We start from the raw sequence: 13977 nt of genomic DNA, 5'->3' as shown, positions 1-13977 counted from the left end.
GTTCAAAGACAGGCGAAAGGCGGTTTTTTGCAAAACCGTGATGGACCGTGGTCCCTGTGCAAAGGGCTGGGCTGTTCTAGATCCCGTCCATGAGTATCCAGAAAGACATCTCGGACTGCCGCATCTGCGCAGATCGTTTTGCCCGGACCGCAACGCGACACAGCCCACGTCCGGTCGTGTGGTTTCGTGGCCAACCGCGCATTCTGATCGCAAGTCAGGCCCCGGGTGCGCGTGTGCATGAGGCGCAGACCCCGTTTTGGGACCGTTCCGGTGACCGGTTGCGGGATTGGATGGGGATCGAGAACGACGCGTTTTATGACCGCGACCGGGTCGCAATCGTGCCGATGGCATTCTGTTTTCCGGGGTATGACGCCAAAGGCTCTGACCTGCCGCCACCGCGCATCTGCGCAGCAACGTGGCGTGCGGCGGCGCTTGCCCAGCTGGGGCAGGTGCCACTGACGCTGCTGATCGGCGCCTACGCCCAAGGCTGGCACTTGGGCGATAAAATGCCCGTCACGCAGCGGGTTGCGGGCTGGCGAGATCACGCGCCGCATGTCTTTCCCTTGCCTCATCCGTCCTGGCGCAATACCGGATGGCTGAACCGCAACCCGTGGTTTGCCGACGAATTGCTGCCCGTATTACGGGCGCGCGTGCAAGAGGTGCTGGAATGACCGAAACGACGCTGGATAAATCCCACGCCGCGATGCAGGCGGCCCCGGAAAACGACGCACTGCGCCTGCGGTTCTACGAAGACCTGTGCGACGCGGATGTCTATGTCTTGCTGGATGCGGAACCCGAGGGTGACAGTGTCAAACCCACTGTAGTCGAAATGGAAGGCGCGCCATTCGCACTGATTTTTGACACCGAGGACCGTTTGTCCGATTTTACCGGGCGCGTGGCACCCTATGCCGGATTGCCGGGGCGGGCCCTGGTGCAGATGATGGCGGGGCAGGGCTGTGGGCTGGCCTTGAACCTGCGCGTAGCCTCCTCGGCGATGTTGATCCCGGCGGATGGTGTCGACTGGCTGGCAACGACCCTGGATCACGCACCTGAACAGACGCAGGCGCGGCTGGTCGCGATCACGCCGCCAAAATCACTGCCAGAGGCGGTGCTGGACGCATTGGACCGCAAGCTGTCAAAGACGGCGGGACTGGCCGAAACGGCCTACCTTGTTGCCGCCGAATACGAGGACGGTGGTAAGGGACACGTTCTGGGATTTGTGGGCGCGGATGACAGCGCCCATGGTGCGCTGGCCCATGCGGCGGGCGAGGCACTGACATTTTCCGGCATCGACGCAGGCACGATGGACGTCGTGTTCGTCGGCGCAGACGAGGAAATGGCCCGCCGGCTGGAACGTGTGGGCCTGCGGTTCGACCTGCCGAAAATTCAGCGCGTCACACCAGATGTCCCGATGGCCCCCGGTGCCGATCCGAACAAGCCGCCGAAACTGCGCTAGACGGTTTCTCCTGCGTCCATCCGGTCGAGGAAAGCCTGCGCCTCTGACAGGATCGTTTCCTTTTTGGCGTCGTCCATCCGGTCCCATGTGCCGTAGATCCGTCCGATCCGGTTGTTGGACGCGAATTTTTCGCGGTGACGGTCCATGAAATGCCAATACAGCAGGTTGAACGGGCAGGCGCCCTTGCCGGTTTTCTTGGTTACTGAATAGGCGCAAGACCCGCAGTAGTCCGACATCTTGTGGATGTAATTGCCCGAACTCACGTAGGGTTTGCTGGCGATGATCCCGCCGTCCGCGAACTGGCTCATGCCGATGACGTTCGGTGCCTCGACCCATTCGTAGGCGTCGGCGTAAACGCGCAGATACCATTCATGGACCTGAAACGGATCGATCCCGGCCAGCAGGGCGAAATTGCCGGTCACCATCAGGCGCTGGATATGGTGGGCATAGGCCTCTTCCTTGGTCTGCTCGATGGCGCGGGACATGCAACGCATGTCGGTCGCATCGCCCCAGTACAGACCGGGAAGATCACGGGTGTGGTCCAGCCCATTGCGATGGATGTAATCCGGGCCCTCTCGAAAATAGATCCCGCGGATGTATTCGCGCCAGCCGATGATCTGGCGGATGAAACCTTCGGCCGCATTGATCGGCACATCGCCGTCCTGCCACGCTTTTTCGACCGCCTCGCAAACCTCCATCGGGTTTAGCAGACCTGCGTTGATATAAAGGCCAACGATGGAATGATACATGAACCTTTCGTCGTCCATCATGGCATCCTGATAGGTGCCGAAATCGGGCAGGCCCTTTTTCACCCAATGTGCCAGGTGCTGACGTGCCTGACCGCGATCGGTGGCAAACCAGAACGGTCGCAGATCGCCGAATGAATTGCCGAAACGGCGTTCGACCAGTTGCAGCACCTCTTCGACAGTCTCGTCCGGGGTGAACCGCATTGGTCCCGCAAAATCGATCCCCTCTGGCGGCGGCTTGCGGTTGTCCTCGTCATAGTTCCACTGGCCACCGGCGGGGGTGTCGCCGTCCATCATCAGGCCGGTCTTGCGGCGCATCTCGCGGTAGAAATACTCCATCCGCAGCGCCTTGCGCCCCTCGGCCCAGCCTTCGAATTCCTTGTGCGAGGCGATGAAACGGTCGTCTGGCAATTGCTCGACGGTCACTGGGCAGTGACGCAACGCCTCGATCAGCCGCCATTCACCGGGTTCTGTCGCCAGCACCCGGTTTGCGTCGTATTCCTCGGCCGCGCGCATCAGGACACCACAGATGGAATCGGATCCTTCGCCCAGTCGGGTATAGTCGACGGTCCATCCATCCGCGCGCAACTGTGCCGCGAATTTGCGCATCGACGCAAAGAGGAACGCGATCTTCTTGGGGTGGTGCGCCACATAGCTTGCCTCGTCCGCGACCTCGGCCATGACGACGATGTCAGTCGATTTGCTGGCCTTTTGCAGCGCAGAGAGTTCGGGTGACAGCTGGTCACCCAGCACGAGAACGAGATCTACCATGGGATGGTCTTTCCGGCATAATCAAAGAATTGGCCCGACTGATCAGGACCAAGACCGTCGATCACGCCCAGCAGATTTGCAGCAGCCTGGGATGCCGGTACTGTTTTGTGGTGGCCCGCATAATCGGCGGTAAAGGGTGTCTTGACCGTGCCGGGATGCAGAGCGACGACGCTGGATTGTTTGTGCGAACGGCCAAGTTCGATCGCTGCCCCGTGCACGATCTGGTTCAGCGCGGCCTTTGATGCGCGGTAGGAATACCAACCGCCGATCCCGTTGTCGCCGATTGATCCGACGCGTGCCGACAGGATTGCACAGACTGACGGGGCGCGGCGGGGCAGCAACCGGCCGAGGTGTCGCAAGATCAGCGCTGGACCGATGGCATTCACGGCCATGACCCGGGCCATGGCGTCGGCCTCGATGGCACCAAGGGACTTTTCCGGTGTGCCCAGAACACCGACGGCCACGAACACCAGGTCGAATGGACCATCAAGCGCGTCCAGATGCCGGGCGACGGATGCGGGGTCGGTCACGTCGAACCCGTCGGCGCTGCGCGACAGGGTCGTGACCGTATCGCCGCGCGCACGCAGGGCGTCAGTCACAGCTTGTCCGATGCCGCCAGAGGCACCGATCACCAGGGCATTATTCGGCATAGATCATCTTTCGTGTCATGCCACCGTCAACGGTGACGACCTGACCGGTCACAAATCCCGAATCCTGTAGCCAGCGGACGGTTTGCGTGATGTCCTCGACCCGGCCCGCGCGGCCGACGGGATGCTGATCGTGATCCACATCACGCATATCGTCCCATCCTTTGGTCACGATCCAGCCGGGCGCAATGGCGTTCACGCGAATGTCCGGACCAAGCGAAATCGCCAGCGCATGGGTCAGCGCCGACAGCCCACCCTTGGATGCGGCATAGGCTTCAGAATGTGGTTCCGACATTTGCGCACGGGTCGATGTCATGTTGACGATCGCCCCCTTGCGCGCGCGCAACAGAGGCACGGCTGCGCGTGTGACCAGAAAGGCACCGGTCAGATGGCTGTCGGTCACGCGCCGCCAATCGGCAAGCGTCAGATCCTCGATCGGACCTCTATGCGGGTTTGCAATCCCCGCATTGTTTATCAGCAAATCGCAGCCGTCGATCTGCGCAAAGGCGGCCGCGACCTGATCCTCGTCGCCAACGTCGCAGACGATGCCGGTCACACCGTCAATCTCTACGGGATCAACATCCAACCCAAAGACCCGCCAGCCGCGACCGGCATAGTCGTGCGCGATCCCCCGTCCGATGCCAGATGCTGCACCTGTGATAATCAATGTCTGTGTCATAAATGCAGACCTAGATCACCGCGCGCGGCATTCCATTCTTCTTCTGGTCAAAAATATCCGCGGGGGAGGCCCGAAGGGCCGGGGGCAAGGCCCCCAGTGGCAAAACGCCCTTTTCAAGCGGGACACAGCCGCTATAGTGCGACGCATGAGCGCACGAGATCATATGTTTTTGGCGACCCTGTCGGGTCTGACCCTGCGTGCCCTACGCCTGAACCACGTCTGAGCGTGCCTGTCGGCGCGACCGCTCGGACAGTGCCAGCGCCGACCATCCCCAACAGATAGCCGTTCAGGACCAGACCAATGACCGACCGCGTTTACATTTTCGACACCACATTGCGCGACGGGGAACAATCCCCGGGTGCCACGATGACCCACAGCGAGAAACTTGAAATTGCCGCCATGCTCGATGACATGGGCGTCGATATCATCGAGGCTGGCTTTCCCATTGCATCAGAGGGCGACTTCGCCGCCGTTTCAGATATCGCGCGCCTGTCCAAGAACAGCGTGATCTGCGGCCTCAGCCGTGCCAATTTCAAGGATATCGACCGCTGCTGGGAGGCCGTCAAACATGCGGCGCGCCCGCGCATCCATACGTTCATCGGCACCTCGCCACTGCACCGGGCGATCCCGAATCTGGATATGGACCAGATGGCCGAACGCATCCACGACTGCGTGACCCATGCCCGCAACCTGTGTGACAATGTGCAATGGTCGTCGATGGATGCCACCCGCACCGAATGGGAATTCCTCAAGCGCACGGTCGACATAGCGATCAAGGCAGGGGCAACAACGATCAACATCCCTGATACCGTCGGTTATACGGCGCCGGTTGAATCTGCGGACCTGATCCGCCGGCTGATTGCCGAGGTCGATGGTGCGGACGAGGTGATCTTTGCCACGCATTGCCACAATGACCTGGGGCTGGCGACCGCCAATTCGCTGGCTGCCGTAGCAGGCGGCGCGCGCCAGATCGAATGCACGATCAACGGTCTGGGCGAACGTGCAGGCAATACAGCCCTCGAAGAGGTGGTCATGGCGATGAAGGTCCGCCAGGACATCATCCCTTATGAGACGCGGATCGACACCCGCAAGATCATGGCCATCTCGCGTCGTGTGGCGACGGTCTCTGGTTTTCCCGTGCAGTTCAACAAGGCGATCGTCGGCAAGAACGCCTTTGCCCATGAATCCGGGATCCATCAGGACGGCATGCTGAAAAACCGCGAAACCTTTGAGGTGATGCGCCCCGAGGATGTGGGTTTGTCCGGCACGTCCTTGCCGCTGGGCAAACATTCCGGTCGCGCCGCCCTGCGCGCCAAGCTGGACGAGCTGGGTTATGAAGTAGGTGACAACCAGCTCAAGGACGTTTTCGTCAGGTTCAAGGAATTGGCCGACCGCAAAAAGGAAGTGTTCGACGACGACCTGATTGCGTTGATGCGGATCAACGAAGGGGCCGAAGACCATCTGAAATTGACTGACCTGCGGGTTGTCTGCGGGACCGGCGGCCCGGCAGAAGCACAGATGAAAATGCTGATTGGCGGTGCGTCCAAAGAGGTGACGACGCGTGGTGATGGCCCGGTCGACGCGGCATTCAACGCGGTGAAATCATTGTTCCCGCACGGTGGGCGGCTGCAATTGTACCAGGTGAATGCCGTCACCGAAGGCACTGATGCGCAGGCGACCGTTTCGGTTCGCCTCGAAGAGGACGGACGCATCGCGACCGGTCAGTCGGCAGACACGGACACGGTGGTGGCGAGTGCAAAGGCCTATGTCAACGCGCTGAACAGGCTGATCGTGCGTCGTGAACAAACCGGCGTCGATTACGATACCAAAGGCGTCAGCTACAAAGACGCAGGCGCATAAGGCACGGCCGGTCCGCTACGATGTGGTGGGCCGGCCGCAAACGATTCGACGGCTTTCGCGCGCGCCCGATCTAGGTCGCTGTCGTCACCTGCCAGGACAAATGTTCCAAAAGTGCAAGTTTTGCCAGATTTCGGTTCATCCTGACGCCAGAATTATCGCATCTGTACAGGTGGCGAGATCGCGCCAAGTGGCTTGTCACGAGGGCTTTTAACCGCTGAACCGCCCCCCTATAAGGCCTAGAGCTGGATTGCGGGCCTGAGCGGCGATCATCCCAGCGCGCATGATTTTTGGGGAAGGCCTTCGCATGGCAATTTGGCACAATCTGTTTTCGTCCGACATCGCCATCGACCTCGGGACGGCAAATACGCTGATCTATGTCAAGGGTCGTGGGATTGTCTTGTCCGAACCGTCCGTGGTTGCCTATCACGTCAAGGACGGCGTGAAAAAAGTGCTGGCCGTCGGCGAAGATGCGAAATTGATGCTGGGCCGGACGCCCGGCAGCATCGAAGCCATCCGGCCGATGCGTGATGGCGTGATCGCGGATTTCGACACCGCGGAAGAGATGATCAAGTATTTCATCCGCAAGGTGGCCAAGCGGTCGACGTTCTCCAAGCCAAAGATCATCGTCTGCGTCCCCCACGGTGCGACACCGGTCGAAAAACGCGCGATCCGCCAGTCAGTCCTGTCCGCCGGTGCGCGCCGTGCGGGTCTGATCGCGGAACCCATCGCGGCTGCCATCGGCGCGGGCATGCCGATCACTGACCCGACCGGCAACATGGTCGTGGATATCGGTGGCGGCACCACCGAGGTTGCCGTGCTGAGCCTGGGTGACATCGTTTACGCGCGGTCCGTGCGCGTGGGCGGTGACCGGATGGACGAGGCGATCATCAACTATTTGCGCCGCCAGCATAACCTGCTGATCGGTGAATCCACAGCCGAGCGCATCAAGACCTCGATCGGCACCGCAAGGATGCCCGATGACGGTCGTGGAAGCTCCATGCACATCCGTGGCCGCGACCTGTTGAATGGCGTGCCGAAAGAGACAGAAATTTCGCAGGCCCAGGTCGCCGAAGCACTGGCCGAACCGGTGCAGCAAATTTGTGAGGCGGTGATGACCGCGCTTGAGGCAACGCCGCCTGATCTGGCCGCTGACATCGTTGATCGCGGCGTCATGCTGACGGGTGGCGGCGCGCTGCTGGGGCAATTGGACCTGGCGCTGCGTGAACAGACGGGCCTTGCGATTTCCGTCGCTGACGAGTCACTGAATTGTGTGGCCTTGGGGACCGGCAAGGCGCTTGAGTATGAAAAACAGCTTCGGCATGTGATAGACTACGATAGTTGATCTGACCTGACGGGAGCTGTGTTTGGCCCGCGACCGGAACTCTGAGGATTTCACGACCCCGCTTCGTCGCCTGTTGGTTGCGGTGGGTATCGTCGCGTTGCTTGCAGTGTTTCTGGTCTGGCGGATCGACAGTCCGCGGGTCGAACGGTTCAGGCTCGCGGTGATCGACCGGGTTGTGCCGAATTTCGACTGGGCGATGGCACCGGTGACCGGTGTCATCGGTCTGGTGAACGATTTTCGCAGCTATCAGGCCCTGTCAGAGCAGAACAGCGACCTGCGCCGCGAATTGCAGCAGATGAAGGCCTGGAAAGAGGCCGCACTTCAGCTGGAACAGGAAAACGCGCGCTTGCTGGAACTGAACAATGTCCAGCTCGACCCGCAGCTGACGTATATTACTGGCGTTGTCATGACCGACAGCGGATCCCCGTTTCGTCAGTCTGTTCTGCTGAATGTCGGCAAGCGTGACGGGATCGAGGACGGCTGGCCTGCGATGGACGGTATCGGTCTGGTCGGGCGGATCAGTGGCATGGCGGATCAGACCAGTCGCGTCATTTTGCTGACCGACACCTCTAGCCGCATCCCGGTGACAATCCAACCATCCGGACAAAAGGCGATCCTCGCAGGTGACAACACGCTGAACCCGCCGATCGAATTTCTGGAAAACCCCGATGCGGTGCGGCCCGGTGACCGGGTGGTCAGTTCCGGCGATGGCGGCGTGTTCCCTGCCGATCTGCTGGTCGGTCAGGTCGCTTTGGGCAGCGACCGGCGGCTGCGCGTGCGATTGTCTGCCGATTTCGAGAGGCTGGAATTCCTGCGTATCCTGCGCGCGCGACCCCACGAGGCCATCACCGATCCCGGCGGTCTTCTGGCGACAGAGCCTGCACGCTTTGGCCCGATCCTGCCGGCAAGCGCGCAGGCAACGGATGGCTGAAACACCGACATCGCGCATCTGGGCGGGCCGATTCAAATATGTCGGGCTCGTGGCCATGATATTTTTCGTCCAGCTGATGCCGCTGAATGCGATTCCGGTCAGCTTTACCGGGCCTGATTTCTTGCTGTTGGTGACGTTGGCCTATGCCGCCCGGCGCCCCGATTACCTGCCGTTCGGGTTGATCATGGTGGTATTTCTGCTGGCGGACCTGTTGTTTCAGCGACCGCCGGGACTGTGGGCGGCGCTGGTGTGCATCCTCAGCGAAATGTTGCGCGCACAATCGCGTGGGCTGCGCAACGTGCCTTTGTTGTTGGAATGGGGTACGATATCACTTGGCATAGTTGCGATCACCCTAGGCTATCGGTTGATCCTCGCGATCACTGTCGTGCCGCAGGCACCGCTTGCGCTGACATTGATTCAGATGGTTATGACGATCGTGGCCTATCCGGTGGTGGTCCTGGTGGCGCAACTCATTTTCGGCATCACCCGTCCGGCACCGGGGCAGACAGACAGTTTTGGACACAAGCTATGAAAAAAGGCCCAAAGGACAACGAATTGAGCAGTCGCACCGTCAGCCGACGCGCGCTGATCGTCGGGGCCGCGCAATTAGGTATTGCGGGTGGGCTGGGCTGGCGGTTGCAGTCCATGCAGGTGGAACAGGCTGATCAATTTCGCCTGCTGGCCGAGGAAAACCGGATCAACATTCGTCTGCTGCCACCGGCGCGCGGGTTGATTTTCGACCGCAACGGAATCCCCTTGGCCGAAAACGAACAGAATTACCGTGTCGTCATGGTCCGCGAAGAGGCAGGCGACGTTGACGAAGTGTTGAACCGTCTGACGCAGATTGTCGATCTGGACCCCGATGTGATCGCCCGTGCCAAGGAGGAAATGTATCGCAGATCGCCATTCGTTCCCGTGATCATCGCCGACCGGTTGGCCTGGGAGGATGTCGCGGCAATCAACGTGAATGCGCCTGCGTTGTCCGGCATCACTGCCGAGGTGGGTTTGTCGCGGCACTATCCATACGGCGGCGATGTCGGTCATGTCGTAGGCTATGTGGGGCCTGTCAGCGACTATGACCTGAGCCGGATCGACGACAAGGACCCCTTGTTGCAGATCCCGAAATTCCAGATCGGCAAGACCGGCGTCGAAAACAAGATGGAAGCCATGCTGCGCGGCAGCGCCGGGACCAAGCGGATCGAGGTCAACGCATTGGGTCGCGTCATGCGCGAGCTGGATCGCAAGGAAGGCGAACCGGGCAAGGATATTCAGTTGGGCCTTGACGAGCGTCTGCAATCCTATGCGCAGGCCCGGATGGACGGCGAGAGCGCGGGTGCCGTCGTGATCGACCTGGAAACAGGCGATCTGCGCGCCATTGCCTCGGCCCCGTCATTCGATCCGAACATGTTCGTGCGTGGCATTTCGGTCAAGGATTGGACCGACCTGAACGAAAACAAGTATCGTCCGCTTGCGGCAAAGGCGATCCAGGGCACCTATCCGCCGGGATCGACATTCAAGATGGTGACCGCGCTCGCGGCCCTCGAGGCTGGCGTGATCGGTCCGGAGGAAACCATTTACTGCCCTGGGTACACGAACGTGTCGGGCACGCGTTTCCACTGTTGGAAACGGGCCGGCCACGGCAACATCAATTTCCACGAAAGCCTCAAGCAATCGTGTGACTGCTATTATTATGAGGTCAGTCAGAGGGTCGGCATCGACAAGATTGCGGAAATGGCCCGGCTGCTGGGACTGGGTGTCCGGCATGACCTGCCGCTGTCCGCCGTGGCAGAGGGGCTGGCCCCTGATCGTGCGTGGAAACAGGATGTGCGCGGTGAAAGCTGGCGCATCGGTGACACTGTCAACGCATCAATCGGGCAGGGCTATGTTCTGGCCTCGCCAATGCAATTGGCTGTGATGACCGCGCGCCTTGCGACGGGGCGCATGGTCACGCCGCGACTGATCAAGTCTATCGACGGCGTGGAACAACCCTCTGGCATCGGTGATCCATTGCCGATCAACGAAAACTGGTTACGCCGGACACGGCAGTCGATGGATGCGGTCGTGAACCATACACGTGGCACCGCGCACCGCTCTGCGATCGTCGCAGATGGCATGGCCATGGCTGGCAAGACGGGCACGTCGCAGGTGCGTCGTATCACCGCCGAAGAGCGTGCGCGCGGCGTGACCCGCAACGAGGATCTGCCTTGGGAACGGCGCGACCATGCGCTGTTCGTCAGCTACGCGCCTGTCGAAAATCCGAAATTCGCGATTTCGGTCGTGGTCGAGCATGGTGGCGGCGGATCAACCGCTGCTGCACCGATTGCCCGTGATATCCTGCTGCAGGCTTTGTATGACGGTCCTCCACCGTTGGAAGCCTATCCAAGCGTTGATCGCGCGCGGATCGCGGACCAGCAAAAGCGGATCGAGGAACGGATCGCGACCGTCCACCAAGGCAGCGCACCCGCATGAGTTACCTGTCAAACAACGCGCAATACGTACCGACCGGATTTCGCAAGCTGATCTATCTGAACTGGCCGATCATCGCCCTGATTTTTGCAGTCAGTTCAGCGGGTTTCGTGATGCTGTATTCTGTCGCTGGCGGATCAGCGACCCCGTGGATGGAACCGCAGGTCAAACGCTTTGCACTGGGCATGGTGCTGATGATCGGCGTCGGCATGGTGCCGATCTGGTTCTGGCGCAACATGGCGGGTCTGGCCTATGGCGTCTCGATCACGCTGCTGTTGGCGGTCGAATTTTTCGGCACCGTGGGCATGGGTGCGCAGCGCTGGATTGATCTGGGGTTTATGCGTCTGCAACCATCGGAGCTGACGAAAATCACGCTCGTGATGTTTTTGGCCGCCTATTATGACTGGCTGCCGACGCACAAGACATCGCATCCCCTATGGGTAGCGTTGCCCGTCGGACTGATCCTGTTTCCTACGGCACTGGTCCTGGGCCAGCCTGATCTGGGGACTGCGCTGCTGCTATTGCTGGGAGGGGCGACAGTCATGTTCATTGCAGGCGTGCATTGGGCCTATTTCGCAACGGTATTCGGGGCGGGCATCGCGACGGTCTTTGCGGTTTTTCAATCGCGCGGCACGGATTGGCAGTTGTTGAAGGATTATCAGTTCCGCCGGATTGACACTTTTCTTGATCCGTCGAACGACCCTTTGGGTGCAGGCTATCATATCACGCAGGCCAAGATCGCACTGGGATCGGGTGGCATGACGGGACGCGGTTTCATGCAAGGCACGCAGAGCAGTCTGGATTTCCTGCCTGAAAAGCATACCGATTTCATCTTTACCACTCTGGCCGAAGAATTCGGTTTCATCGGTGCCGTTGGCCTGTTGGGTCTGTATATGCTGATCATCCTGTTCTGTCTTGCCTCTGCGATGACCAACAAGGACCGGTTTGCCGCATTGCTGACGATGGGGATCGCCATGTCGTTCTTTTTGTTTTTCGCGGTCAACATGGCGATGGTAACAGGCATGGCGCCTGTCGTGGGCGTGCCGCTGCCCCTGGTCAGCTATGGTGGGTCCGCGATGCTGGTGCTGCTGGTGGCCTTTGGCCTCGTGCAATCCGCGCATGTGCACAAGCCACGATGATCAATGTGTTGTTTTCCGCACGTCCCGCGCTGTGGGATGAATATGCGGCACCCTTGCAGGATGCCTTTGCGCAGGCCGGCTTGACGGTTTCGTTGTCACGCGAACATGCGCCAGAGGATGTGGATTATATCGTTTTTGCGCCCAACGGCCCGGTCAAGGATTTCACACCATACGCGCGGACCCGGCTGGTCATGGGGTTGTGGGCTGGTGTCGAAACCATTGTGGGCAACAAGACGCTGACCCAGCCGCTGGCACGGATGGTGGATCCTGCATTGACCCAAGGCATGGTGGAATGGGTGGTGGGGCATACGCTGCGCCATCATTTGGGGATGGATGCGCATATTGCCGGCCAGGACGGTGTCTGGCGCAATACGGTCTATCCCCCCCTGGCACAGGACCGATCCGTGACAGTGCTGGGCCTGGGCGCGCTGGGCGCTGCCTGCGGGTCCGCACTGGCGCAACTGGGGTTTGCCGTCACCGGATGGTCGCGCAGTCCGAAACAGATCGCGGGATTGCGCTGTCTGTCGGGTGATGATGGCCTGAGCCGGGCATTGGACGGCGCTGAAATCGTCATCCTGTTGCTGCCGTTGACGCCAAAGACCGAAAATACGCTGGATGCGGCGCGGCTGGCGCTGCTGGCCCCAGGGGCCTACGTGCTGAACCCCGGCCGGGGTGGGTTGATCGATGATGATGCGCTGATCGCCGCGCTGGCCAGCGGACATGTTGCAGGGGCGACGCTGGACACATTTCGCACCGAACCATTGCCGGCAGATCACCCTTATTGGGCGCATCCGGCGGTCGTCGTGACGCCGCATATCGCCTCGACCACGCGTGCGGCCTCGGCGTCACAGGTGATTGCCGAGAACGTCCGTCGGGTCGAGGCCGGAGACGCGCCCTTGAACCTGGTTGACAGGGCAGCCGGCTACTAGGCGGCGAGCGGAAGGTCCGAGAGGACCTCTGCCGCGAGGGTGAAGGATGTTTGCCTTTCGTCCTGATCGAACATCTGACCGGTCAACAGTACCTCGTCGGGGGCATAGCGGTCGATCATGTCGGACAATTGGCGGCGGACGGTCATCTGCGACCCCACCGCGCTGATGCGCAGGGCATGGTCAACGCCCTGACGCAGACCTGCGCCGATGGTGGCGTCGATATCGTGTACGGGCGGCGGCAGTTTGCCTGGATTGCCACTGCGCAGGCGTGCGAAGGCCTGCTGCTGCGAGGTGCGCAGGTAGGCTGCCTGCGCATCCGTATCGGCGGCAAAGACGTTGACGGCCATCATGAAATAGGGCCGGTCAAGATATTGCGACGGACGGAAAGACGCACGATAGGTTGCTATCGCATCCTCCAGTGCATCAGGTGCAAAGTGGCTGGCGAAGGCGTAGGGCAAGCCCAGATGCGCTGCGAGCTGCGCGCCGAACAGTGACGATCCCAGCATCCAGACGGGCACGTGGCTGCCCTGTCCGGGATGTGCCTGCACGGGTGCCGTTGGATCGGCATCACCCAGATATCCCAGCAGTTCAACCACGTCCTGAGGGAAACTGTCGCCGCGTTGACCGGCCCGCATGGCCCGCATCACGGCGTGATCGCCGCCGGGGGCACGGCCCAATCCAAGATCGATGCGACCGGGGTAGAGCGCGTCCAGCGTTCCGAATTGTTCCGCGATGGCCAGCGGCGCATGGTTCGGCAGCATGACGCCGCCTGCGCCCACACGGATGCGGTCGGTCTGGCCTGCCACATGCCCGATCAGAACCGACGTCGCGGCAGATGCGATCCCGGCCATGTTGTGATGCTCTGCCAGCCAATAACGGTTGTACCCGCTGCGGTCTGCCAATCGCCCAAGGGCGACTGTATTCGCGATCGCCTGTGTCGGGGTCTGGCCTTCGATCACGGTTGCAAGGTCGAGGATGGAGTACTTCATTGGTTCTGCCGTCTGATGTCTG

Annotated in this window: 13 protein-coding genes; 9 read left to right on the top strand and 4 right to left on the bottom strand. The window is 60.8% G+C overall.

What is annotated here, in order from left to right:
- The first annotated feature begins 89 nt into the window (after positions 1-89).
- Positions 90-671, top strand: coding sequence for a uracil-DNA glycosylase family protein (locus LGQ03_RS05875; protein WP_090160412.1), 582 nt, complete (start codon positions 90-92; stop codon positions 669-671).
- Positions 668-1456 carry an SseB family protein gene (locus LGQ03_RS05870; RefSeq protein WP_226747640.1) on the top strand — a complete coding sequence of 263 codons (789 nt, stop codon included), beginning with the start codon at positions 668-670 and terminating at the stop codon, positions 1454-1456. The genes LGQ03_RS05875 and LGQ03_RS05870 overlap by 4 nt, the downstream gene beginning before the upstream one ends.
- Here the strand turns inward: LGQ03_RS05870 and LGQ03_RS05865 are convergent.
- Genes LGQ03_RS05865 through LGQ03_RS05855 form a run of 3 tightly spaced genes read right to left on the bottom strand, consistent with a single transcriptional unit; the run spans position 1453 to position 4299 of the window.
- Positions 1453-2973, bottom strand: a complete 1521-nt coding sequence (locus LGQ03_RS05865; protein ID WP_226747639.1) for a cryptochrome/photolyase family protein — start codon at positions 2971-2973, stop codon at positions 1453-1455. The genes LGQ03_RS05870 and LGQ03_RS05865 overlap by 4 nt on opposite strands.
- Positions 2967-3623: an SDR family NAD(P)-dependent oxidoreductase gene (locus tag LGQ03_RS05860; protein ID WP_226747638.1), complete on the bottom strand. Its 657-nt coding sequence runs from the start codon at positions 3621-3623 to the stop codon at positions 2967-2969. The genes LGQ03_RS05865 and LGQ03_RS05860 overlap by 7 nt, the downstream gene beginning before the upstream one ends.
- Positions 3613-4299 (bottom strand): SDR family oxidoreductase, encoded by a 687-nt coding sequence (locus LGQ03_RS05855; RefSeq protein WP_226747637.1) that lies wholly within the window; start codon positions 4297-4299, stop codon positions 3613-3615. The genes LGQ03_RS05860 and LGQ03_RS05855 overlap by 11 nt, the downstream gene beginning before the upstream one ends.
- A 300-nt stretch (positions 4300-4599) precedes the next feature.
- On the opposite strand from LGQ03_RS05855, the gene LGQ03_RS05850 reads away from it, so the two are divergent.
- From LGQ03_RS05850 to LGQ03_RS05820, 7 genes are all read left to right on the top strand, one after another.
- Positions 4600-6159 carry a 2-isopropylmalate synthase gene (locus LGQ03_RS05850; RefSeq protein ID WP_090160406.1) on the top strand — a complete coding sequence of 520 codons (1560 nt, stop codon included), beginning with the start codon at positions 4600-4602 and terminating at the stop codon, positions 6157-6159.
- Positions 6160-6463: 304 nt separating this feature from the next.
- Positions 6464-7501 carry a rod shape-determining protein gene (locus LGQ03_RS05845; protein ID WP_056036315.1) on the top strand — a complete coding sequence of 346 codons (1038 nt, stop codon included), beginning with the start codon at positions 6464-6466 and terminating at the stop codon, positions 7499-7501.
- A 22-nt stretch (positions 7502-7523) separates the two neighbouring features.
- The gene (gene mreC / locus LGQ03_RS05840; protein ID WP_090160405.1) at positions 7524-8432 is read left to right on the top strand and encodes a rod shape-determining protein MreC; all 909 of its coding nucleotides are present in this window, start codon (positions 7524-7526) and stop codon (positions 8430-8432) included.
- Positions 8425-8964, top strand: a complete 540-nt coding sequence (locus LGQ03_RS05835; RefSeq protein ID WP_090160404.1) for a rod shape-determining protein MreD — start codon at positions 8425-8427, stop codon at positions 8962-8964. The genes mreC and LGQ03_RS05835 overlap by 8 nt, the downstream gene beginning before the upstream one ends.
- The gene (gene mrdA, locus LGQ03_RS05830; protein ID WP_226747636.1) at positions 8961-10901 is read left to right on the top strand and encodes a penicillin-binding protein 2; all 1941 of its coding nucleotides are present in this window, start codon (positions 8961-8963) and stop codon (positions 10899-10901) included. The genes LGQ03_RS05835 and mrdA overlap by 4 nt, the downstream gene beginning before the upstream one ends.
- Positions 10898-12037, top strand: coding sequence for a rod shape-determining protein RodA (gene rodA / locus LGQ03_RS05825; RefSeq protein WP_226747635.1), 1140 nt, complete (start codon positions 10898-10900; stop codon positions 12035-12037). Before mrdA ends, rodA begins: the two co-directional genes overlap by 4 nt.
- Positions 12034-12966, top strand: a complete 933-nt coding sequence (locus LGQ03_RS05820; RefSeq protein WP_226747634.1) for a 2-hydroxyacid dehydrogenase — start codon at positions 12034-12036, stop codon at positions 12964-12966. The genes rodA and LGQ03_RS05820 overlap by 4 nt, the downstream gene beginning before the upstream one ends.
- Here LGQ03_RS05820 and LGQ03_RS05815 read toward each other — a convergent pair.
- The gene (locus LGQ03_RS05815) at positions 12963-13955 is read right to left on the bottom strand and encodes an LLM class flavin-dependent oxidoreductase (RefSeq protein ID WP_226747633.1); all 993 of its coding nucleotides are present in this window, start codon (positions 13953-13955) and stop codon (positions 12963-12965) included. The two genes, LGQ03_RS05820 and LGQ03_RS05815, sit on opposite strands and share 4 nt — an antisense overlap.
- Between the last annotated feature and the right edge of the window lie 22 nt (positions 13956-13977).

Origin of the sequence: Loktanella gaetbuli (assembly GCF_020531945.1) — a bacterium.
Taxonomy (GTDB): domain Bacteria; phylum Pseudomonadota; class Alphaproteobacteria; order Rhodobacterales; family Rhodobacteraceae; genus Loktanella; species Loktanella gaetbuli.
This window is presented reverse-complemented; position numbering and strand designations above follow the sequence as displayed.

Coding starts and splice junctions, on each gene's coding strand:
- LGQ03_RS05865 (WP_226747639.1), bottom strand. CDS start 2,973: ATGGTAGATCTCGTTCTCGTGCTGGGTGACCAGCTGTCACCCGAACTC.
- LGQ03_RS05875 (WP_090160412.1), top strand. CDS start 90: ATGAGTATCCAGAAAGACATCTCGGACTGCCGCATCTGCGCAGATCGT.
- LGQ03_RS05845 (WP_056036315.1), top strand. CDS start 6,464: ATGGCAATTTGGCACAATCTGTTTTCGTCCGACATCGCCATCGACCTC.
- LGQ03_RS05835 (WP_090160404.1), top strand. CDS start 8,425: ATGGCTGAAACACCGACATCGCGCATCTGGGCGGGCCGATTCAAATAT.
- LGQ03_RS05850 (WP_090160406.1), top strand. CDS start 4,600: ATGACCGACCGCGTTTACATTTTCGACACCACATTGCGCGACGGGGAA.
- mrdA (WP_226747636.1), top strand. CDS start 8,961: ATGAAAAAAGGCCCAAAGGACAACGAATTGAGCAGTCGCACCGTCAGC.
- LGQ03_RS05815 (WP_226747633.1), bottom strand. CDS start 13,955: ATGAAGTACTCCATCCTCGACCTTGCAACCGTGATCGAAGGCCAGACC.
- rodA (WP_226747635.1), top strand. CDS start 10,898: ATGAGTTACCTGTCAAACAACGCGCAATACGTACCGACCGGATTTCGC.
- LGQ03_RS05855 (WP_226747637.1), bottom strand. CDS start 4,299: ATGACACAGACATTGATTATCACAGGTGCAGCATCTGGCATCGGACGG.
- LGQ03_RS05820 (WP_226747634.1), top strand. CDS start 12,034: ATGATCAATGTGTTGTTTTCCGCACGTCCCGCGCTGTGGGATGAATAT.
- LGQ03_RS05870 (WP_226747640.1), top strand. CDS start 668: ATGACCGAAACGACGCTGGATAAATCCCACGCCGCGATGCAGGCGGCC.
- LGQ03_RS05860 (WP_226747638.1), bottom strand. CDS start 3,623: ATGCCGAATAATGCCCTGGTGATCGGTGCCTCTGGCGGCATCGGACAA.